Raw genomic sequence first — 22,587 nt, forward strand, 5'->3', positions numbered from 1 at the left:
GCCAGCTGCACCGCTGGGTAGCTATATGCGGAATGGATAAGCGCTGAAAGCATCTAAGCACGAAGCCAACTCCAAGATGAGTATTCCATTGAGGGCCGCAGAAGATTACTGCGTTGATAGGCTATAGGTGGAAGTGCAGTAATGTATGGAGCCGAGTAGTACTAATCGCCCGACAGCTTCCTTTTTTATCTTTTACCAAAAGCGCGTAAGCGTGATTAGGAAAAAGTTATCTACAAAATAGATTGGTAGTATGCTATATGTATACCTCGAGCTTATGAGTAGTTGAAAATTGTAAGACTGACGCTTGACAGGAATAATTTTAATTTAACAACTAGGTCTTTGTGACTTAAAACCCGCCAGCAATGGATTATTGCTTGCATCTCTTATCATACTTGTTGATCGTTCACTAAAGAAATCGATCTACCTTTTTACTCCCTCTTCCTTTGGAGAGGGTTGGGGCGAGGGGATCAAAAGACTTTGGTGGCTATTGCGGGCAGGATCACCTCTTACCATTCCGAACAGAGAAGTTAAGCTGCCCAGCGCCGATGGTACTTGGACATTGCTCCCGGGAGAGTAGGTCGCCGCCAATTTTATGAGAGCCTCATCGCTAACCGCGGTGGGGCTTTCTTCGTTGGGGGAAGACCCGAAAGAGGCAGACGTTCTTAGAATGAAAGTGTTACATTGGTAGTACTTACGGACATTCACACACATAAGCGTACATGCAAATTTTCTACTTACTGCGCAAAGCCAGACGTAATGCCCGTCGTGCCGTTGGTGGAGATTTGATTTTTCGTATCCTCCTCCTGGCGGGCATTCTACTCTTACTATTCTTCCTGCACATAGTAGCGATGGTACTCCTAGAGGGTCTGTCGCTGGGGGACGCTGCCTGGTTAACGATCACAACGGCAACAACCGTAGGTTACGGGGATATCTCCGCCGCAACGCCGGGCGGGCGCTGGGCAACGGTCGTGTTGATGTACGTGGGTGGAATATTTGTGCTGGCTCAATTGGCCGGACTAATCTTCGAGGCCGCACAGAGTCGCCTGGAGCAGCAACGTTATGGTAAAGTTCCCATCAAATCAGTTGGCCATATTGTCATCTTTGGCTGGAGAGAAGAATACATCAGGCGTGTAGTGAAGGAGATTCGGAGGAGCATTACGTCGCTAAACCGGGAGGAAATTGTGGTCGTGAGCCCCAACTTAGAGATCCTGCCCGAAGACCTAATCAGACTGAACGTACAGCACGTTAATGGATTCCTGTACGAAACCGAGACACTTAAACTAGCTAACGTAGCGCAGGCATCCTGTCTGGCGATCCTTCCGGAAACGGACGGGGAGGAAACTGCCTTCAGTGACTTAGAACTCATTTTGCGGTTAAGGGAACAGACAAAAGATACCCCCATCATTTTAGCGGCGCAAAGCAGCAATGGTCGAAGCATGGCGGAAGAGCTAGGAGCGGACGACGTCCTCTTTTTCGATCTGAACTACCCAGATGTCTTTTCCCGCGCCATTTTAACGGTCGGCGCGGAAAACATCGTTGACGAGTTGATCGACCGTGATGGTATTGGAATTCTGGTAATCCATCAACCGCTCGGCTGCTTAGTTGAAGATGTACTTACGCTGACGAAGGACAAAGCGACGCTACTGGGTATTCGTACCATTGATGACAGGTACGAACTTCATCCACCCAGGAACCGAAAGCTACAAGATGAAAGACTGGTCTTCCTCGCCGACACGGATGCCTTCGGTTCAAACGAAGCCGCAGCGAAGGAATTGGTAGACACCTTAACCCCACTAATTCAAGATCGACAAATCACGCTATTCAAGGAGCCGACCAGCGTTGGTATCATCGGTTCCGAACAGCGTGCTAATAGTAATTACCTGAATGGCTTCAGGAGTGAATTGAAAAATATTGATGTCACCTACCTTGGGGATGGTAGTACGGATACGCAAGAACGGGTTTACGGTGTCTGGCATCAAATTGACGTGTTGGTGCTTCTCGCTACGGAACCGACCAATCCCGTGTCCGATGCAAAAACCTTCCTCACCATCCGTCACTTGAGGAATCAATTACACTACACGGGGCGGATCATTGCGGAGGCCGTCTTACCGGAAAACCTACAGCGTTTTGAAGCTGCCGGTGCTACGGACGTAATTCGACCGGCTGTACGGAACGTCGAAATTCTAGCTCGCTGTATCGCCACCGGTGCGGAGGAGATTCTCGACGACCTTTACGGCAGTTTCGGGTCAAACGAACTAATCAGTATCGAATTAGATACGCAACTCAGTTGGGGAACCTTGAGCGAAAGACTGTACACTTCCGGCCTCGCCCTGGCTTTTGAGCGAGGTGGGAAGCGTTACGTTATTCCAGAACCAGACTTTGAGCTTGGTAAAGGGCGGTTGTTCCTCCTGGTCGATAATAGTCGGTACCGTAACTATCGTGAACTGAAAAAAGAAGTACTGAACCGCCTCTAACTAAATTGGGCGCAGGTGTTATTTAAACGGTCGCAACCTACCGCTTGACTATCCTACTTTCCCATTCCGTACCGTTCAATTCTCCTTTCAGCCAATAGACTCCCGCGGGAAGTGCGGATAGATTTAAATCGACTCCATCCGTGGCTGTGGTCGAATGACTGTAAACTACTCGACCATTCGTATCGTACACACGCAGTCGGTTCAGTGACCCGGGGTAGCTCAAACGGACAGAGTCGGTGAATGGGTTGGGACTGATGGCTACGGAGACTCCGGCGAACGTGACCGTACGAACGGGGCTGAAATTCTTGGATCCATCCGTATCCTCCTGTACGATTCGGTAGCTGTTGGAGCCCGAGGCGGGCGTTTTATGGATAAATTCAAAACTATGCTCACCCGGAGAAGTCGAGGGCGGCAGGTCCGCAATCCAACTAAACTTGGCACCCGCGTCAGCGCCCATGTGCTCTACGATGAAGCGCTGATTGTTTTCTTCCTTCGCAACGCTCCAATCTAACCGGACTGACTTGCGTTCCGCCCGGGCCGTGAAAGATAGCCACTCGACGGGCAGAGCGGACGACTGGACGATCAGGGCTACCCAGTCTTCCGTATCCGGGGCGACCAGTGTTCCGGGGGTAATTGAACTGGGCGTGTTCATCTCACCATTCCTGGGGTTATACCACTGAACCGTCCACGCTCCGTCCGGAAGGCTGATCGACGTACTGCCGCCGTCGGGGCGGTAAATAGCGTAAGCAAATCCAGGATTCGTCAGTACGTAATCATCGTTGTCATCGGTGACGTCATTGTCGCGGCTTACGTCAGGCAAATAAGGTTGAAAGTGTACTTGAAAGAACTTCAGGGCGAGGGCTGCATCGGCGTATTTCTCCCCCCTGGAACGGTGGTCTTGGCAGTTCAGGTCGCCACAGCCGGATTCGTAACCGTAGTAAAATTCAGTTCCGCCGCCGCCCGCCATGAGATTAGCCCAGACCACGCGGTGCCGGGTCAGTTTCCGGGCTCTGGGGTCCGTGTCCACGCCGATATTGGCGCTTCCTGGTTCATCAACCGCGACGACCCACTTCTTACCGTTACTTTTCGAGCGGTCGACCCAATCGAATGTATCTCCGTAGTTCTCGGTTTGCCCACTATTAGCAGTTTGCAGAGATACTCCGGTATAGGCTGAATTCGAGCCTAATAGTGAAGTGTAGACGCTGTTTTTTTGAGCGGGATAAGTATGAATTACGCGAAGGTGGTTGTAGGGGTCGATGGCGGCGAAGTAGGCGGCCATCTCTATACGTTGTTGCGAAGATTGCTTGTTCTCTTCTCCCATATTCCAGTTCAGGGCCAAGTGATGGCCGAACCGGGCGATCAGTTCGCGGTAGTACAACTTACGTTCACGTCCTACGTCTCCGCCGTCCATCAAGTCGTCGTTCTCCGTTTCCTGCGTTTTGAAGTGGAGGTATACCCCTTTTTGATCGGCGTAGCTGAACACACGTTCCCATTGCGCCAGACGGCTAATGTCGAAGCGATCGTGAAAAATTTCATTCCAGGTCACCTCGCCTCCTTCAGCGCTAAAATCTCCTTTGTACAGGTGTGGGTATACGTTCTTATCGTCTCCGGCGGTGTTAAAAGTTAGGAAGCTGAAGGCATTTACGCCTACCGTGGAGAGGTAGTTCACTACACCGAGTAATTCGGATCCCTTGCCATTTTGCCAGGTGTATTCGGCTGCTTCCGCCGCTACGAAATCTTGCTGGTGAGGTTGCCAGTTTTTTCGGCCGTTGCCGAAATTAGGCACTTCGTCGAAGTCTTCGTAAGCTAAGGTATTCTCGGGTGCGTCGGCACCTGCTTTTACGAACCACTCTCCGCTGCCGGCGTAGCGCAGGTAATGCTCACCGACGTATTCTAGCCTGCCCTTTCCGCGGTGGTCGCGGCCGTTCTTGTCGGATTCCGCAATGAAAAAAGAGCCAGTGGCACCGTCCATGAAGGCTGCCGATGTTCCTCCTCCGTCAACGGCTACGTCGGTTCCGGTAGTGAAAGAAGCGGTCCATTCCCAAGTGCCCGTGCGGTTCGGAGCGAAATTTACCCGCCATTTATTACCCTGCGTGCTGCTTGTTTCGGCGGCATTTCCGTCAGCTGCGTAGTAGCCGGGGACTACGAATTCCTGGTCGCCATTGGTAAAAGTGACGTCCAGCGCGTAATCCGCAAAGGGGTTTAGCGTAGCCTTCTCGGAGGTCGTCGGCCCGTCGAACGTTAGCGTAGTTCGGTGCCAGATTCTTTGCTCGCCACTTGTTTGGGGGGGCTGGGCAGAGAGGGTCAGGGAAGCCATCACAAAAGTGGCGGTCAGTAGAAGCTCGCAAAAGCGATAGGACATGTTAAATGAAGTAGCGGGGTCGCTTAGTTCACGGTTTAAAAGACCGTAAACCCGTAACTGTTGGTCGCCTGGGCTACTTTAACTTATTCACGATTTAACAAGGATATCTTTAGACTCGGGGCGCGGCCGCAGGTGCAAGGATTATACTGGAAAACAGACTGGTTCACCGTCATTACCGAAGCATCCGTCTCTACTTGATTCGTTACAAACAAGGTGTGTTTCCTAATTTAGATCTGCGTTTATGCGCGCACGCACCTTCAAAGCCATTTAGTATCTTAGTTCCCAAACCTTCCAATATGCTCCATCGAATTCTCATCTCACTGCTCCTGTCCACCATCCTGGCACCCGCGCTGAGCGCCCAGAATAATATGAAAAACGAGGTGAAAACTTCGATCGACCGGCAGTACGAGCAGCTCATTGATTTAAGCGACAAGATCTGGTCGTACGAAGAAATTGCCTTCCGCGAAACCCAATCGGCCGAAGCACTTAAAGCTTACGCCCGCGCTAATGGGTTTCGGGTCACCGAGAATATTGGAGACATCCCCACCGCCTTCACCGCTGAATTTGGTTCCGGTAAGCCAGTCATCGGTATCCTGGGTGAGTTCGATGCGCTGCCCGGGCTCAGCCAGGCAACCGTCCCCTACAAACAAGCCCTCAACGAAGGTGGCGCGGGCCACGGCTGCGGACATAATCTTTTCGGAACGGCCAGCCTTGGCGCGGCTACCGCCATCAAAGAACTGATTGAAAGCGGAGAGCTTGAAGGCACCATCCGTTTTTACGGCACCCCGGCGGAGGAAAAGTTCTTCGGTAAACTTTGGATGATCCGTGCCGGCGCCTTCGATGACGTGGACGTGGTCATGGACTGGCACCCCTCCGCCGAAACAAAAGTGTCCGTACAAACCGGCCTCGCTCTGATCGACTTCGTAGTAGAATTTAAAGGCCAGGCCGCCCACGCCGCCGCCGACCCCTGGAACGGCCGCGATGCCTCTGACGGCCTCGAATTATTCACCACCGGCATCAATTACTACCGCGAGCACGTCAAACCCAGCGTCCGCATCCACTACGATATTCAAAATGCCGGCGAAGTAGTCAACGTCATCCCCGACTACGCCCGCATCTGGACGCGTGTCCGCGACGGTGACCGTGCCGGGATGATGACTGTCTACGAACAGGTAAAGCGTATTGCCGAGGGAGCTGCCATGATGGCTAATGTGGAATACGAGTTAACGCTCATTTCCGGTATCCACGAAGTACTGGTCAATACTACGGGCGCCGAAGCGCTTCAGCGCAACCTGGAAGCGATGGGCGCGATCGCCTATACGGACGCTGAGCAAGATTTTGCCAAGTCCATCCAGCAGGCCGTCAGTAAGCCAGAGATTGGTATCGAAAGTAAGATTGAGCCGCTGGAGGAAACCCAGAAAACGCCGAGCGGCGGATCTACGGATGTGGGAGACGTCAGCTACGTCGTTCCCACTATTCGCCTTCGCGCCACTACCGCACCGAGTGGCACCCCGTGGCACAGTTGGGCCGTTGTCGCCTGCGGTGGTATGAGCATTGGCCACAAAGGAATGAAGTACGCGGCCGAGGCGATGGCGCGGACGATGGTGGATTTGTTTGATGACGCTGACTTACGAGCCTCAATCAAGGCTGAGTTTGCTGAGGATTTAGGGGATTATGAGTATGAAGCAATGGTTCCCGCGGGGCCACCACCGGTAGGGAGTAAATTTTGAGGGAGCGTGGAAAAACTAGTCCGCAGGTGGCCTCTCACTGGCGATTGATGTTGCCCTGACGTTTAATCACCCCAATTTGATTTTGAAACTGCAGAATGTATGGGTTTAACCAGTCAACTTTTGATATAATTTATTTTGCAATACGTCCGTAACGCGCTACTTTAGTATAACCAAGTACGAGTGGCCACTCTACTACCGAGGTAGTCGAAAATCGAAATCTTGAAAAGAGTAGACGCGAGGATCATTCCTCAAAATTATTCAATGACGAGTATATTATTTTTAGTTTTCTTCCTTTGGGCACCAACCGGTACGGAACTGCCCGCCAAACTCAGCGCCCCCGCCGAAGATAAGGTGCTAACCACAACGTGTACCAACGACGGTACGTGTACTACGATTATTGACGGTAGCAATTGCTCGATGACCGAGGACGCCGATGGCAACTGGAAAGACGTAGGTGATTGCTAACAGATTATGGGCCTCGCCTCAAGGCGAGGCCTTTTTACTTATAACTTATCCACTAAAAATGGTCTCAATATGAAATTATTTGTATTCACTATAGTTTTTCTAATAACCAGTGCCCTCATGGCCCAGACGGGGTATAAGGTAACTTACGAAGAAAGAAGTGTTAATCATGTTCACACAAAGCTCTCCGAACAGTTGACGGGTGAAAATCGTGTAAGAATGGCTTCCATAGATCATATGACCAGAACCTTTCAATTAGTCCACGTCAACGGTATGTCGTTGTACAGTTATCTTTCCACTCAGTACGATTCGACGTACACCGGGCAGCAATATCCTTCTGGCACCAGTACGGTGCACTACAAGGATATGCGATCGAAGGGTAACCTGGAAATGTTGGAGGTAAGTAACAGGAGGGGATGCGCGCGAAGAACCACTTTCAGAGCGGAACTGTATGACCTGACCGATTCTACCAAAATAATCGATAATCTACTGGTGCAAAAGGCTGTAAACCGAGAATTTCCGGATAGCTACATATGGTTTACACCTCGTATACCTATATCTGACGGCCCCATGCAGGAGGCCGGATTTCCGGGTTTGGTCATTCAATACATTAGTAGTTCTAATCGGATAGTGATGGTTGCCATCGAAGAGATCGACGGCGATTCGGTACCCAGTATCGTGAGGCCGGAATGTGCTGCGGGGCGGGGTAAGTAAGTAAACGAATAGAGTTAGAGCAACTGCCTTTGAGGTCGCCGAACGTCAATCTAAATCAGTTTAAGGTGAGGCCTATTGGTTTTTTGAGAAGATTTTAATATGAAATTATTTATATTCACTATAGTTTTTCTAATAACCAGTGCCCTCATGGCCCAGACGGGGTATAAAGTCACTTACGAAGTAAGAAGTGTTAATAACACTTACACTAAGCTCTCCGAACAGTTTACGGGTGAGGACCGTGCAAAAATGGCTTCCGTAGATCATCTAACCAGAACCTTTCAATTACTCCACGTAAACGGTGTCTCTTTATACAGTTACGTCTCGACGCAGTATGACTCAATGTACACCGGAGAGCAGTATTATGCCGGCACCAGTACGGTGCACTATAAGGATATGAGATCGGTGAATGATCTGGAAATGTTAGAAGTAAGTAAGATGAGGGGGTGCGCACGAAAAACCACCTTTAGATCGGAACTGTACGACTTAACGGACTCCACCAAAATAATCGGCAACTTACTAACGCAAAAAGCAGTAAACCGAGACTTTCCAGATAGCTACGTTTGGTTTGCTCCCCGTATACCCATATCTGATGGCCCCAAGCAGGAAGCTGGGTTTCCGGGTTTGGTCATTCAAAAAGTTAATAGTTCCCACCGAATAGTGATGGTCGCCATCGAAGAAATCGACGGTGATTTGGTACCCAGTATCGTGAGGCCGGAATGTGCTGCGGGGCGGGGTAATCAATAATGGAAAGACGAAAGAAATAGCTAATTAATTAATTGCTGAAATCGCTGGACGTCAACTTGGGTCAACTCAGCATCTGATGAGCGTTTATCTTCAAATTTAATGAGGGGAAGCTATTAAAACTCGGATTTGTCATTTTATAGAAAATTATTACTCGTGCTTCACCACAACGCACTCATTCGGTTAAGTACGGTATTCCTGCTTTTGCTACTTACCGGTTCTATCTACGGACAACGCGACCTGCGGATATTGCTTAAGGACCAGTTCAACGAACCAGCCGCTGCCGTTGAGGTCGACCTATTAGTCTCCGCACAAAAGCTGCTCTATGCGGAATCAACAAGCGGTCCCGATGGGGTAGCTCGTTTTCTTGCTTTGTACTACGGCGATACCCTGTATCTACAAATCGACGATTACCGTTTCCTGCCAGCTACGATCACAATTACCCCAGATGTAGATTCGACCACCTACGTACTCGACCGCCTGGCCTTGGAGCTGACGCAAATCACGGTAAATGCCGAAAAAAGCCCCGTAGAAATACACGGAGATACCATGTTCTTCGACGTAGAAGCCTATCGGTTGGGTAACGAAACGACACTGGGGGATTTGATCAACCGTATCCCTGACTTATCACTCAGCGACAACGGAGACATCATGTTTGAGGGTAAGACGATCGATCATTTGTTCGTGGAGGGGAAAGACATCTTCGGTGGCCGCCAACGGAGCGTGACGGACGGAATCTCCGCTGCCGACGTGGCCGGAATCCGACTCTTCAAACATTACCAGGGATTCGGAGACGTGATCGGCGGGTTCTCCAAAGAAGTCGCGGTAGACGTACAACTGAAGGGGTCCGCTAAAGCACGTTGGCTCGGCACCGCTGAAGCACTCGTCGGGACGCGCGGGGCACACGATCTGGCGACCAACCTCAGTCGCGTTAGCGACGGAAAGGGATTCAACGGCATCGTCAACGTAAGTACCGCGCCGGGCTCCCAGCTTTCGACCCGTGATTTTTTGAACGCAAAATCAAATAGCGGCGGCAGGAAGATGTTCGACCAGCAGGAGCAGATCAGTTTTACGCTCGACGATCTCGTCCCGGCTCCCCTGCGGTTAGCGCAAGGATTACAACGGTCGCGCGCGCTCTTGAGTAGAGTTGGCTACGACCAGCGCATCGACGCGCGAAAAGCTATCCGAATTAGTGGACTCATTAATGAAGAAAGCCATGACTTTACCCGTTTTCAAGCGCTGAGCTCCGTAGCTACGGTAGGTAATGACGCTGCGGTGTCCCGGGTGTTGGATGAGGAGGACTTCGAACGGCGCCTAGCGGTAGGTAGCATTGAGTTAAACATCGGGAATATTTCGGACACGACCAGGAGCCGGGGTGGGCTGAACGCTGACTTTAGCTACGTGCGCGGCAGGTCCAGAGTAAGCAGGACGGCTTTAGGAGAAGCCACCGACGTTCCGCTAGCTCACCGGGTCATTAATGGATCGGGTAGTTTACATGGCTTCCGTATCTATCCTACCCGCGGCAGACTTTTTAGCCACAAATCGGAATTCAGCTGGCAGTACGACCTCGACGTCAGTAGCCTGGAAGCAGCCGACGTAGGTTCGCTCCCTAGCTTTCTCGGTGGCGTGGAAAACGTTGAATACGCCGCCCGGCAAAACCGGGCTGGATTTCTGCACACCATGAAGTACGACCGTGACCGCGCCTCGGGCTACCTGAAAATAGCCGGCAACGTACACCAACTAACCACACGGGTTCAGCGAGACTCGACGGAAGCGATCCGGGGAGAATTCGGACAGTTATGGGATGCCGCACTGCCAGTCGCTTTGGCCAACGATTATCGTTTTGGTCAGTATCTCGCTCGGGTCGTGCTCAACGGGGAAGCCTTACGTAGATCGGTGAGTGATCAAACTGAGGTCCAATTTCCCTATCGGGCGCTCGTCGTATTCAAAAGGGGGGGCAGCCCCGCACGATTCGCGCAAGTACGGGCGCTTACCGCTAGTAGTATGTCCGCCGGCCTGGAGCAGTCCAGCGGTCTCCCGGCCAGCCCCCGCCCGTTCGTGGTCAATAACAATAATGCGGACCCATTTTTACGGTCACGCGTGTACACCGTCGGGGCGGACTACTTCGATCGTGACATTCGGGGTACAAAGGCACTGATCATCTTCACCGCGAATCGCAGTTGGATCAAGGACGGACAGCAGCAAATATTCATGACCCGTGAGCGGGGCTGGGTAGAAACTTCATTTCTGCCCTTACGCCGGTCCGTTAACACGTCGGTCGTAATGCGGGGGCAACTTCCGTTGTCGAAACGACTATCCATCTCGGCGGGGGCTTCCCTGATCCACACCCGCCAGCCGGAAAGCCCAATTACCCAAGAGTTCTACCGATTGAGTCAGCAAAGCTTTAATGTATCCGCCCGGATCAAGCGGCTAGGTAATTTCGAACTGCATTTTTCTTATAAAGCAGATCGACTTCAGCAAACGATAAACCTAGGATCCGGAATTAGCAACGATATTAATTTTAATACCAATGATTGGAACGCTACCGTGCGGTATAAACTGGAGAATCGACTGGAGATTTCAACTGAGATTGGCTACCGCCGTACCAGCACGATGGGTTTCACCGGAGGAACCGCTCTGGAAAATTATCCCGCCACGTTGGAATTGATTTACGAATTCAAAAAAGCTAATCTCCCCAACTTAATCTTTCGCGGTAATAATCTAATTAATTATAATCCCCGGCGCCAGCAAGAAACGGACTTGGATAACTTGGGGGTTAGCAACACGAGTTTTATGGATATACCGGGCTACCTCCAGTTTGGACTGCAGAAGCGATGGTAATATTGTAGTACGCTACAGCAAAATTATGCCGGTTGTGCACTAGCTTAGGACGCGCCTATTTTAGTAGGTAACCTGATCTAGCAGGTAACTATGGCGATACATTAAGTCGATTACTCGCTAGCATCGCTACGTCCAACTATCCACGGCACCCGCGACCGCGCCAATGCATTAATATTAGATTAACTCCTTCAAATACTGCGAGGTATACCCCGCCCTTGATTCCACCAACCCCTCCGGCGTCCCCTGAGACACCACGTGCCCCCATCCCCCCTTTCGGACCAAGATCAATCTCATAATCCGCCGAATTGATCACGCCCAGATTATGATCCACCAACAGCACCGTATGCCCCAGCTCCACCAAAGCATTTAACGCGTTAAGTAAAACGGCCACGTCGTGAAAGTGCAAACCCGTAGTCGGCTCATCGAAGATGAAAGAGATGAGTTCGCCCGCCTTCTGCCGCATTAGGCAACTAGCCAGCTTAACCCGCTGCGCCTCACCGCTGGAGAGGGTAGAGGAGGACTCACCGAGGGTAATCTAACCGAGGCCGATGTCCTGTAGTGGTTTTAGTCGCTTACTAATGACTTTACGCCCAGCAAAGAATTCTACCGCCTCTTCGCCGTTCAGACTGAGTACTTCCGTAATGTTCTTGCCATTATGAAGTACATCCAGCAACTCCCGCCTGAAATTTTTGCCGTTGCATTCTTCACACACCAACCTCAAATATGGACAAACAACTGCTCTCCACTCTCGCCGCTGACCCGGTACATGACACCACCCTCACCGTAGTACTTTAGAATTCGAGCCCTACGAGCTATTCGATCCGTGCTGTCATTCTTGTTCAATATTCTGTCCACTCACTGCTATCTTTTGGGTAAGCAAATTTGGTGCGCCATCTTCCTTAAGCTGTTTCTATTTTCTGTAGTTAATGCAACAAAATTGCAATAGTGAAATAAATCCGTAACTTCGCAGGGGGAGTTTTCCCAAGCACGAAGAAAACTATGCGGTTACACTCTTATTTGTTGATTTGTCTTTGCCTTGTAGCGAGTAGGGTGTCTGCACAAAATGCGGTCTCAACGGACTGTCCATACTCAATTCGGGGGAAGGTCTACGACGCAAAAACGAAGGAACCACTGCCCTTCGTAGCCGTTCAGCTGACGGGCACCACGAAGGGTATCAGTACCGGCGACGACGGATCATTTGAAATACTATCCCTTTGTGACGAAGATTATGATCTGACCTTTAATTACTTGGGGTACAAGTCGATTGTGCATCACCACGATTTTCATCACCCCTTTCTGGAAATATTCCTTGCGCCGGATGAGTATCTTCTGCAAAGTATTGTCGTCGAAGCCACTGCTCTGCAGAGCGGCCTGTCGACACTGACTAGCAGCCGACTATCCGGCGAAGAATTAGCGGCGGTCGCTTCGGAGTCCTTCGGTGATGCCGTTAGCAAAATTGCCGGGGTAGGTACGCTGAAGACGGGGCAAAACATCGTAAAACCCATCATCCACGGTTTGCATAGCAACCGCGTCCTGATCATAAATAACGGGCTACGCCACGAATTTCAAAACTGGGGCGAGGACCATGCCCCGGAAATTGACGCTTCGTTAATTGATAACATTGAAGTCGTAAAGGGGGCGGCTACCGTTCGCTTCGGGCCCGACGCGCTCGGTGGGGTCATCCTGGTTAATCCAGCCAAAGTAGAATTATCTAGTCCGTGGCAGGGCAGCGTGCGCCTCCACGGAAGAACTAACGGCCAGGCCGGGGAAGGCACCGTCAAGCTTGGTAAGGGATTCAAACGGTGGAGTATCCTGGGGGGCGGATCGTGGGCGAAGCAGGGTGACTTGCGCGCGGCTGAATACCAGTTAACGAACACGGGAAAGGAAGAAAGTAGCTATTTTGGCGAATTGCACCTGCACCCTTTTTCAAAGCTGGACGTCGAGGTGAGTTACAGTCGCTTCGAACAAGAATTAGGCATACTTAGTGGCTCCGTGTTTGGTAACCTCGACGACTTACGCCGGGCGCTCGCAGTCGACACCCCGCTGTACACGATACCCTTTAGTTACGATATCGACCAGCCCAAGCAGGTGGTACAACATGACCTGTACAAAGCCAGCGTACGGTACGTCGGCGAGCACCAGTCGCTTCACGTCTAGTACGGACGCCAGGATAACTTCCGGCAGGAGTTCGGGGTCCGGCGGACGGATGCCCCCAACATCGACTTGGTGTTGCGCACCGAAAGCATCGACCTCGACTGGAACCACCCTGACCTCGGCTCCCTATCCGGCAAGCTGGGCGCGCAGTGGTTAAAAAAAGCCAACGACAATCAGCCGGGAACGAATACGGTACCTTTCATCCCGAACTACGACGAACAGCGATTAGGTGTGTACCTAATCGAATCGCTAACCGTGGGTAAGGGGGTACTGGAGGCCGGGATCCGTTTTGATTTGCTGGAATCGGACATAACGGGGCGGGAACCGGACAACACCATTTACCGCAATAAGATATTGTATCGAAACGTGTCGGGCACCGTGGGCTGGCAGCACCCGATCGGGCAACACGCGACTTTCCGTACTAATCTGGGGACCGCCTGGCGCGCACCCGACGTAGCCGAGCTTTATCGCTTCGGCCAACACGCGTTTTTCCTGGAGTACGGTCTGTGGCGCTATACCGTCAACGAGGAGTCTGATTTTATTTCTACCAGCCAGGGTATCCTGGACCAAACCGACCGGGAGGTGCCCTCGGAAAAAGGCTACAAATGGATCAACACTTACAGCCTGGGAAAAGAGAAATTTCAGTTAGAACTAACGGGCTACGTCAACTACGTTGATAATTTCATTTATTCGAAGCCGGCCGGCATCACCGGCACACCGCGCGGCTCGTTCGTTTTTTTCGTTTACGATCAGACCGACGCTTTGCTGTGGGGGCTCGACCTGAACACGCGCTGGACGCACTCTCCGCGGGTCACTTCGGAAGCGAAGGGCAGTTTTTTGTGGTCGAAGCAGCTTTCACCGGCTGATTTTTTCGCCGCGCAGCCACCTCCCCAGTTGGCGTACGGCATCAATTATCGACCGAAAATTCTCGGATTGGCCGAAGCGGAGATTGGAATTGATTTTGACTACACCTTCCGGTAGTTTCAGCACCCCCGCACCATTACGGTAGAAGATTTCCTCTTCGCCGCGCGGGAGGGGATCGATCGCTTTGCGGACAGTGCCCTCGACTTCGACCTGCTGCCGCCTCCGCCCGCTTATCTGCTTACCAACATCCAGTTGTCGAACCGGTGGAAACAGCTGCATTATCGAATCGAAGCACGTAACCTGTTCAACGATAGTGGCCTGGCCGTCGACGGCCTGATCGCCCTCATGGAAAGCACCGAGTACGGAATCACCGTAACCGTGCGGAGCAGAATGGACGATATTACGAATCTAATTACCGCCGGGGCTGACAACCACCAAGTTTTCTTTCAGCCTACGGGCAGCGTTTTCAGTAGTGACATCACGACCCTGGATACGGATGGCCAGAACCTGCCGCTGGGCCTGAGTAACCAGTGGACAACGGAGTGCACCGCAGCGGGTGATGTGAGCGGTGTGGTAAGGGTAGTACTGACCGACCTCACCGGCATCAAATCCGCTGCTTCGACCATCGCCGACGGCACCGCCCTCTTCGACCTGAGTTGGACGGTGACGGTAGCGGACGACGTTAACGCCCCTCCCTGTGAAAACGAAGAAGAGATCATCACCGACGTCGTCCTGACCTGGGCCCCGGTTGGCGGTGGTGACACCATCGTGGCCCGTGCCAGGACCCAGACGGAGAAGGTCCCTTCGATCTCGAAATCCTCGATGCCATCGATCTGGTTGAAAACACTGAATACACGCTGACGATGACCCTGACTAACTCAATCGAGGGCGAAGACATCACCACGGAAATTATGGAGGAGGACGATGAGCACTTGTTCTTCTTCGCTTTTGCCGAAGGTGTGTTTTCCGATCCGACCGGTGATGGCAACATTGATAACCGTGCGGACGCGGTGAACTACAAAGATGTGGACGAGAACGGTTTTCCGGTAGGTCTTTCTACTAACTGGACTACTCAGGCCTCCATGGGCGGTGGGGAATTCCGAGTCGTACTGAAGCACCAACCCGGTATCAAATCCGCCACTTCAACCACCGACGATGGCGGTACCGATGTCGATTTGACCTTTACCCTGAATACAGTGACTAACGTTAATGACCTGCGGGATGCGTTACGCCAGCAGTTAACTTTGGCACCCAACCCCACCCAGCACCAGCTGAACTGGACCCTGGACGGGCAGCCAGGAGGTGATCAGCTTGAAGTGCGTATCCTCAGCATTACCGGGCAAGTAATGCAACTGCATACTTCACAGAGCCCGATCATCGACGTTAGCCGTTTACCCGCTGGCACCTACATATTTCAGTTGCAAACCGATCAGGCGATCGTCAGTAAACGGTTCATCAAGGCAAATTAAGTGGTGTAACTGCCTGATTTACGGGGGGTTCTGTATTACTTCTTGCTACAAGCGTTACAGTTTCCCGAAAGAATGATGTTGTGGTTATCCACCCGGTAGCCCTTTGGTAAGTTATAGCCTACTTCCCCGGGCACGCATTCCACCCGATCACAACTAACGCAGCGGAAGTGTAAGTGGCCGTGCGCCTTGTGGTCGTGAGCACATTCCTTGGGGCAAATCGCGAAGTACTGGCGACCATCATCGGCAATAATGCGGTGGGCGAGCCCATCTTCCACAAAACGATTGAGGATGCGGTAGATCGTCACCCGATCCAGTTCTTTTTCAAGTTTCGCGGTGATGCCATCGTGACTCAGGGCAGCTTGCTCTTGTTGTAGCAAGTTAAGTATGATCGTCTGAGATTTTGTCTGGCGGCGCGGCATGGCTTTGCTTGTGATTGCTGTTAGGTAAGTTCTATGTGGCCAACGTTCCCCGTAATCATTCGGTTGCTTTTTCGCTCGTAGGCCTCATGTGCAGTAAATCTACAAAAAAATACTTAATGCAACCAAGTTGCATTTACGGAATTTGGCTTATCTTTATCGAAAATAATAAGCGATGAAGGAGCGATTACCGGTTACCGTCTTAAGTGGGTTTCTCGGAGCGGGGAAAACCACCTTACTTAACCACGTACTCCACAATAAAGTGGGGATGCGCGTTGCGGTGATCGTCAATGACATGGCCGAAGTCAACGTTGACGCGCAACTCGTGGAAGCGTCGGGCGGACTCATTCAGACGGAAGAGAAACTGGTCGAGATGTCGAACGGCTGCATTTGCTGTACGCTGCGCGAAGATTTAATGGTGGAAGTGGAGCGCCTCGCCCGGGAAGACCGCTTCGATTATTTGCTTATTGAAAGCACCGGGATCAGCGAACCCGTCCCCGTTGCCCAAGCCTTCAGCTTCATTAGTAAAACAAGCGGAATTGACCTCAGCCGCTTCTCTTACGTCGATACCATGGTAACGGTAGTGGACGCCCGCCACTTCCTGGATGATTTTGGTAGCGCTCAAACCATCCTGGATCGCGGAATGACCGACGACCCGCAGGACCAGCGGCCCATTGTCAACCTACTCACCGAACAGGTGGAGTTCGCCAACGTGATCCTGATTAACAAGACGGACCTGGTCGACGAATTAGAGATGGAAGTACTCAAGGGGCTGCTCAAAAAACTGAATCCGACGGCTAAACTGATCGGTACGGAGATGAGCCGCGCGCCACTGGAAGAATTACTGAATACCGGAAGCTTCGACCTTGATACGGCGGAGCAGTCGGCCGGGTGGCTCCGGGAGCTGGAAGGAGAACACACCCCCGAGACGAAAACGTACGGCTTCAACTCTTTCATCTTCCGGGCCAATAAGCCTTTTCATCCGGAGCGTTTCTTCAAATTTATTCACGAAGGGTTTCCCGGCAACGTCTTCCGCTCTAAAGGCTTGTTTTGGCTGGCTTCCCGGCCCGACGATGCCCTGATCTGGAGCCAGGCCGGTGGTTCCCTACGCTACGAAAGCATTGGCACCTGGTGGGCCAGCAAAACGACGGCTGAACTCAGTCTGCACCCAGTGTTCCAGCAGCAACGAGTACTGATTGAAAAGACGTGGCACGGCGAATGGGGCGACCGTAAGCAGGAGTTGGTCTTTATTGGCCAGGGCGTAGACGAGGCGAGTATTTCAGCGGGGCTGGAACGTTGCCTCTTGCGGGATTGGGAAATAGAAATGTTCCACGAAGGGGAAGCCTTTACCGATCCGCTTACTGCCCAGAAACAGCAATAAATAGTTATGAGTTATCTGATACAAAAGCCGGACTTCGTAGGTATGCTTTCCAGTGGCCTTTGCGCCATCCACTGTGCGGCGGCCCCGATCTTCTTTGCTGCCCAACCGCTGGTGCACGGGGTGATCGGTGAAGCTGATCACCACGGGCATGAGCACGGTCACGGCCTCTGGGGCAGCCTGGATTTCGTTTTTTTGCCGTTAGTGTACTCGCCGTTGTTTACGCCAGCAATGCGAGTAAGCACGCCGGAACTCGCGCGTGGCTGTGGGCCGGCTTGGTCCTCTTTGCGGCCGGCTTGTTGATGGAGCGGTTTGGTATGGTCGGGTGGGCAATGTACGCGGGCTCGATAATTCTGGTCGTGACCCACCTGGTCAATTTTCGACAGTGTAGGGTACCGAGACATACATAATCATGGGAAAAATTCCCGTATACCTCATCACTGGATTCCTGGGTTCCGGCAAGACTACTTTTCTCAATCACTTCATCCAGGCGGTATTTCCCCAAAGGGTGATGGTGATCGAAAATGAGATGGGTAAGATCAACGTCGACGCCGGCGGCCTCGTCATCGACGGGGTAGAGGACGTCATCCCCCTCAGCGCCGGCTGTCTCTGCTGCTCGCTGCACGACGAGTTGCTCGACGCGCTCGAAATAGTGAGCGAGCGACGGGAGGAGTTCGACTTGTTGGTCATCGGAACTACCGGTGTAGCCGACCCTTCCTCCATTGTGGAAACTTTTCTGGCGGACTGGCGTGTCGGCCGCGTTTTCGAGCTGCGCAGTGTCATTTGCCTCGCCGATGCAGGCCTACTCGAAGATTGGCTTGGGGAGACGGACGAAGCCCGTCGCCAACTAGTGTCCGCCGACCTCATTTTCCTCTATAAAGCTGACCTCATTAGCCCGAGCTACGCCGCACGACTGCGCGCTGCCATCCGGGGCGTCAACCCGACGGCGGTGGTACGTACCGGTGAGTTCGGCCGATTCGACGTCAGTGAGTTACTCAACGGCAAGCACGTGACGGGCGAAGTGCTGATCGAGCGCATCAGTCTGGCCCGCGAACACGAATACGCACACGGGAACATCAAACCCTTCACCTTAACCTTTGAGGAGCCTTTTGACCTCGACAAGCTCTCCCACGAAATGCTCCGACTGGTCAAGTTGTACTATCACCAAATCTACCGCATCAAGGGCGTGGTGTCCATCGCTAACCATCCGAGCCGGGTCGTCCTACAATCCGTCCGCTCCACCGTCACGCTGACCGACGGGCCGAACTGGGAGGAAAGCGAAGAGCGCCGGCGGAGCCACTTCGTGTTCATCGGTAAAGACCTGCGCAAGGACGTGATGGAGAAGATCGTGCGCCGAAATTTAGCGGCAGTATTGAAGTAAGAGATGGGCGAGAACGCAGGTGCCAAGCAGTTTTTGGACAGGCAAAGGAAGTTCGGACGGTAAGCCATCACCAACCTTGCTCCTTGTTCTTCCCCCGCACCCGCGTTCGCGCCCACCTTACTGAAGGAGAGGGGCGCGGTCGCGGGTGCGGTGTTTTATGGTGAAGAGCAGGGGCAATTAGCACGGCCCCGCTGCCATTGATCGGGACTGGGGGGGGGCATTGGGTAGAAAGCGCTGCCCGGCCAATCCTCACCCTAATAATTCCGGGAGATACCCAGAACATCGTCGAAACGCGGCATCAAAATGTTGTGTGCTCTGAGCTGAGAAGCTAGTTGGTCATCACAATTGCCGGAGAAATCACTTGTCGCGAGCGCACTGCTCGCGATCTACCGCTGGAACAGGGCGGAACGAGCGTTAACGGTAAGTGCGTCATACGGCCACGCATTCCCGCAGTCTAGAAGATGTAGTGTCGCCCATCACCCACGCGTGTACAATCAACTATGCCAACAGCGGAGCCAAATACCCAGCCGTATACCCAGCACCAGATTCCACCAATCCCTCCGGCGACCCCTGAAACACCACGTGCCCCCCATCCCGTCCCCCCTCCGGACCAAGGTCAATCACGTAGTCCGCCGACTTAATCACGTCCAAATTATGCTCCACTACGAGCACCGTATGCCCCCGCTCCACCAAGGCATTTAACGCGTCAAGTAAAATGGCGACGTCGTGGAAGTGCAGGCCCGTAGTCGGCTCGTCGAAGATGAAGAAGATGTGCTCCCCCGCCTTCTCCCGCGTCAGAAAGCTGGCCAGTTTGACCCGTTGTGCCTCACCACCCGATAGGGTAGAGGAGGACTGACCGAGCGTGATGTAGCCAAGACCGACATCCTGTAAAGGCTTCAACCGCTTGCTGATGCCTTCGTCATCGGTGAAGAATTCTACCGCTTCGTCAACGCTCAGGCCAAGTATTTCGGCGATGTTCTTACCGTTGTAAAGCACGTCCAGCAACTCCCGCTTAAAGCGTTTGCCGTTACATTCTTCACAGACTAGTTTCACGTCCGCCAAAAACTGCATCTCTACCGTCTGCTCCCCTTCCCCCTTGCAAACATCACAGCGACCGCCGTCCACGTTAAACGAGAAATGACCCGGCTTGTAATCCCGGATCTTCGATAATTGTTGACTCGCCATCATCGCACGGATCGTATCGTAAGCACCGACGTAGGTCACCGGGTTCGACCGACTCGACTTACCGATCGGACTCTGGTTGATCATTTCTACCTGCGTGAGCAGCTTCAAATCACCACTTAACTCAGAGTGCGCACCCGGTGCCTGGCTGGACCCTTCACCAAGTTGGCGCCGTAGTGCGGGATGCAGAATACCCTTCACCAAACTAGTCTTACCGGAGCCGGAAACACCGGAAATCACCGTCATGGCGTTCAGCGGAATGCGCACGTCGATCTTTTTCAGGTTGTGCATCCGCGCACCCTTGATGTCGAGCCAGTTGGTCAGCTTACGACGTTGTTCCGGAACCGGGATCTTCATCTCCCCGGTCATATATTTTGTGGTGTAACTTTCCGAAGCGTCTTCGTAAATGTCTTCGTACGGGCCGGCGAAAATGATCTCACCACCGTGGACACCGGCGGCCGGGCCGACGTCAATCAGATAATCCGCTGCGGCGATAACCCCCTCTTCGTGCTCGACGACGAGAACGGTATTACCCAAATCCCGTAACCGCCGCAGTACCGCAATCATCCGCTCCGTATCGCGGGGATGGAGACCGACGCTCGGCTCGTCGAGAATGTACATGGAGGCCGTCAGGTTACTACCCAGCGTCCGCGTTAGGTTAATGCGCTGGCTTTCGCCGCCGGAAAGCGTGTTGCTCAGGCGGTTGATGTCGAGGTAACTCAGGCCGAGGTCCATCATGGACTGGAGACGGTTGTTGATCTCCAGCAGGAGGCGGCGGGCGATCGTCGCGTCGTGCTCGTTTAGCTTGAGTTCCTGAAAGTGCTTTTGTAGCAAGTCGATTGGTAGCTCCAACAGATCGGTCAGGGCGAAGCCGCCGACTTTCACGTAATCGGCTTCCCGGCGCAGGCGACCGCCCATGCAGGTGTGGCAAATCGTCCGGCCCCGGTAGCGAGCGAGCATGATGCGGTTTTGGATCTTGTAGAGCTTCTTACCGAGGTCGTCGAAGAAACTAGTGATGCCGCCAACGTGGCGGTTACCCTCCCAAAGGGTTCTTTTCTCCTCGCGCGTCAAGTCAGCGTAGGCAGTGTGAACGGGGAACTCGAACTTACTGGCCTGGCGTACGAAGTCTTTCTGCCACTGCCCGAAAGTGCTGCCGGACCAGGCCGCCACCGTCCCGTCATAAACAGATTTGCTCGGATCGGGAATCACTTTATCCTCGTCGATGCCCATCGTGCGGCCGAAGCCTTCGCAGGTAGGGCAGGCACCAAAGGGGTTATTGTAGTTGAACAGGTTCGGGTTGGGTTCCACGAAGGTCATCCCATCGAGTTCGAACCGGTTGTTCCAAGCGGTAAAATTATCCTTGTCGAGCCAGACGATCACCTCGCCGCCGCCCTCGCCAAAAGCTGTTTGAACGGAGTCGGCGATGCGTTGCTCGTTCTCCTCGTTTTCTTCCGTGACGACGAAACGGTCAATCAGGACCTTGATGTCATCCTCCTCCGTCAGCTCGCGTAGGGTTTGAAAAAGCATATGTTCCCCCGATTCCAGTACTTCACCGATGTCCTTCACCTCACCATTTTTCAGGATGCGCGTAAAGCCTTTCTGCTGGAGCATTTCGAGCTCCTTGTGCACCGTCCGGTCGTCGTATTCACTGGGGAGGGGCGTGTAGAGGTAGACGCGGCTCTTGAGGGGTAGGCTGAGGATGTGATTCACCACGTCCGTCACCGTATGGCGCTTCACCTCTTCACCGCTGACGGGGCTAAAAGTGCGGCCCGCGCGGGCGTAGAGTAGCCGTAAAAAGTCATAGATTTCCGTCAGCGTCCCCACCGTCGAGCGGGCGTTGGCCGTCGTCGTTTTTTGCTCGATCGCGATGGCTGGGCAGATACCTTTAATGTAGTCCACGTCCGGCTTTTTCATCCGCATCAGGAATTGCCGGGCGTAGGAACTCAGGGATTCCACGTAGCGCCGCTGGCCTTCCGCGAACAGCGTGTCCATCGTTATACTCGACTTGCCGCTTCCCGAAACGCCCGTCACGACGACGAGCTGGTTCTTCGGAATCACCAGGTCGACGTTCTTGAGGTTGTTGGCCCGGGCACCCTTGATGTAAACGGAGGTGCGGAGGTCGGCGGAGGAGAGGTCGGTGTTCTTGGACAAGGGGCGGGGGATTTAGGGGCGCCCCGACAAAGTACGGGACTAACTTAGGGGCGCGGTCGCGGGTGCAAGGTTGAGGGCATCCTGCCCGAACGTAACGGCGGCAGCGCTACCGCACCCCCGATAGCTATCGGGGTCGGGCAGGATGCCCTCAACCTTTGGTGGTGAGACGCACCATATAAGCACCAGACCAAGCCCCGGGTTCAACCGTTCGGATAATCATTTGAATGGCACGCTTCACTAGGTGTACGGCGTTGCTTTTCTTAGCGTA

At 53.0% G+C, this 22,587-nt stretch carries 17 protein-coding genes and 2 rRNA genes; 15 read left to right on the forward strand and 4 right to left on the reverse strand.

From position 1 onward, the window contains the following. The 3 genes from GGR27_RS09985 to GGR27_RS09995 form a co-directional block, all read left to right on the forward strand. Window positions 1-186 (forward strand): 23S ribosomal RNA (locus GGR27_RS09985); the annotation flags it as partial. 290 nt (window positions 187-476) lie between these two features. After that, window positions 477-590: ribosomal RNA gene (rrf, locus tag GGR27_RS09990) — 5S ribosomal RNA — on the forward strand. Window positions 591-719: 129 nt separating this feature from the next. Then, window positions 720-2,474: a potassium channel family protein gene (locus tag GGR27_RS09995; RefSeq protein ID WP_168037305.1), complete on the forward strand. Its 1,755-nt coding sequence runs from the start codon at window positions 720-722 to the stop codon at window positions 2,472-2,474. Window positions 2,475-2,511: 37 nt separating this feature from the next. On the opposite strand, the gene GGR27_RS10000 is transcribed toward GGR27_RS09995, so the two are convergent. Next, window positions 2,512-4,836 (reverse strand): DUF5060 domain-containing protein, encoded by a 2,325-nt coding sequence (locus GGR27_RS10000; protein WP_168037306.1) that lies wholly within the window; start codon window positions 4,834-4,836, stop codon window positions 2,512-2,514. A gap of 296 nt (window positions 4,837-5,132) precedes the next feature. Between GGR27_RS10000 and GGR27_RS10005 the strand changes: the two genes are divergently transcribed. The 5 genes from GGR27_RS10005 to GGR27_RS10025 all read left to right on the forward strand — a co-directional run bounded on the left by GGR27_RS10005 (window position 5,133) and on the right by GGR27_RS10025 (window position 11,324). Further along, window positions 5,133-6,566, forward strand: a complete 1,434-nt coding sequence (locus GGR27_RS10005; RefSeq protein WP_168037307.1) for an amidohydrolase — start codon at window positions 5,133-5,135, stop codon at window positions 6,564-6,566. 261 nt (window positions 6,567-6,827) lie between these two features. Then, window positions 6,828-7,031: a hypothetical protein gene (locus GGR27_RS10010; protein WP_168037308.1), complete on the forward strand. Its 204-nt coding sequence runs from the start codon at window positions 6,828-6,830 to the stop codon at window positions 7,029-7,031. 69 nt (window positions 7,032-7,100) lie between these two features. Next, window positions 7,101-7,742: a GLPGLI family protein gene (locus GGR27_RS10015; protein WP_168037309.1), complete on the forward strand. Its 642-nt coding sequence runs from the start codon at window positions 7,101-7,103 to the stop codon at window positions 7,740-7,742. 99 nt (window positions 7,743-7,841) lie between these two features. Beyond that, entirely contained in the window at window positions 7,842-8,486 is a 645-nt protein-coding gene (locus tag GGR27_RS10020; RefSeq protein ID WP_168037310.1) for a GLPGLI family protein, read from the forward strand. 153 nt (window positions 8,487-8,639) lie between these two features. Then, window positions 8,640-11,324, forward strand: a complete 2,685-nt coding sequence (locus tag GGR27_RS10025; RefSeq protein WP_168037311.1) for a hypothetical protein — start codon at window positions 8,640-8,642, stop codon at window positions 11,322-11,324. A gap of 535 nt (window positions 11,325-11,859) precedes the next feature. On the opposite strand, the gene GGR27_RS10030 is transcribed toward GGR27_RS10025, so the two are convergent. Then, the gene (locus GGR27_RS10030) at window positions 11,860-11,997 is read right to left on the reverse strand and encodes a hypothetical protein (RefSeq protein ID WP_168037312.1); all 138 of its coding nucleotides are present in this window, start codon (window positions 11,995-11,997) and stop codon (window positions 11,860-11,862) included. A gap of 377 nt (window positions 11,998-12,374) precedes the next feature. Between GGR27_RS10030 and GGR27_RS10035 the strand changes: the two genes are divergently transcribed. From GGR27_RS10035 to GGR27_RS10050, 4 genes are all read left to right on the forward strand, one after another. Next, entirely contained in the window at window positions 12,375-13,481 is a 1,107-nt protein-coding gene (locus GGR27_RS10035; protein ID WP_168037313.1) for a TonB-dependent receptor, read from the forward strand. A gap of 69 nt (window positions 13,482-13,550) precedes the next feature. Next, the gene (locus GGR27_RS10040) at window positions 13,551-14,459 is read left to right on the forward strand and encodes a TonB-dependent receptor domain-containing protein (RefSeq protein WP_168037314.1); all 909 of its coding nucleotides are present in this window, start codon (window positions 13,551-13,553) and stop codon (window positions 14,457-14,459) included. Between the two features lie 135 nt (window positions 14,460-14,594). Continuing rightward, complete coding sequence (locus tag GGR27_RS10045) at window positions 14,595-15,203, forward strand: hypothetical protein (RefSeq protein WP_168037315.1); 609 nt, start codon at window positions 14,595-14,597, stop codon at window positions 15,201-15,203. 2 nt (window positions 15,204-15,205) lie between these two features. Beyond that, the gene (locus GGR27_RS10050) at window positions 15,206-15,811 is read left to right on the forward strand and encodes a T9SS type A sorting domain-containing protein (protein ID WP_168037316.1); all 606 of its coding nucleotides are present in this window, start codon (window positions 15,206-15,208) and stop codon (window positions 15,809-15,811) included. A 35-nt stretch (window positions 15,812-15,846) separates the two neighbouring features. Here the strand turns inward: GGR27_RS10050 and GGR27_RS10055 are convergent, their stop codons facing one another. Further along, the gene (locus tag GGR27_RS10055; RefSeq protein WP_168037317.1) at window positions 15,847-16,230 is read right to left on the reverse strand and encodes a Fur family transcriptional regulator; all 384 of its coding nucleotides are present in this window, start codon (window positions 16,228-16,230) and stop codon (window positions 15,847-15,849) included. A 172-nt stretch (window positions 16,231-16,402) separates the two neighbouring features. Here GGR27_RS10055 and GGR27_RS10060 point away from each other — a divergent pair, with 172 nt between their 5' ends. The 3 genes from GGR27_RS10060 (at window position 16,403) to GGR27_RS10070 (ending at window position 18,986) form a co-directional block, all read left to right on the forward strand. Continuing rightward, a complete protein-coding gene (locus tag GGR27_RS10060; RefSeq protein ID WP_168037318.1) occupies window positions 16,403-17,608 on the forward strand; it encodes a GTP-binding protein in 1,206 nt (401 codons plus the stop codon). 6 nt (window positions 17,609-17,614) lie between these two features. Next, window positions 17,615-17,908 (forward strand): MerC family mercury resistance protein, encoded by a 294-nt coding sequence (locus tag GGR27_RS10065; RefSeq protein ID WP_168037319.1) that lies wholly within the window; start codon window positions 17,615-17,617, stop codon window positions 17,906-17,908. A gap of 109 nt (window positions 17,909-18,017) precedes the next feature. Further along, window positions 18,018-18,986 carry a CobW family GTP-binding protein gene (locus GGR27_RS10070; protein WP_168037320.1) on the forward strand — a complete coding sequence of 323 codons (969 nt, stop codon included), beginning with the start codon at window positions 18,018-18,020 and terminating at the stop codon, window positions 18,984-18,986. Window positions 18,987-19,484: 498 nt separating this feature from the next. Here the strand turns inward: GGR27_RS10070 and uvrA are convergent, their stop codons facing one another. Further along, window positions 19,485-22,319: an excinuclease ABC subunit UvrA gene (gene uvrA / locus GGR27_RS10075; protein WP_168037321.1), complete on the reverse strand. Its 2,835-nt coding sequence runs from the start codon at window positions 22,317-22,319 to the stop codon at window positions 19,485-19,487. Window positions 22,320-22,587 lie beyond the last annotated feature (268 nt).

Origin of the sequence: Neolewinella antarctica (assembly GCF_011927835.1) — a bacterium.
Lineage (GTDB): Bacteria > Bacteroidota > Bacteroidia > Chitinophagales > Saprospiraceae > Neolewinella > Neolewinella antarctica.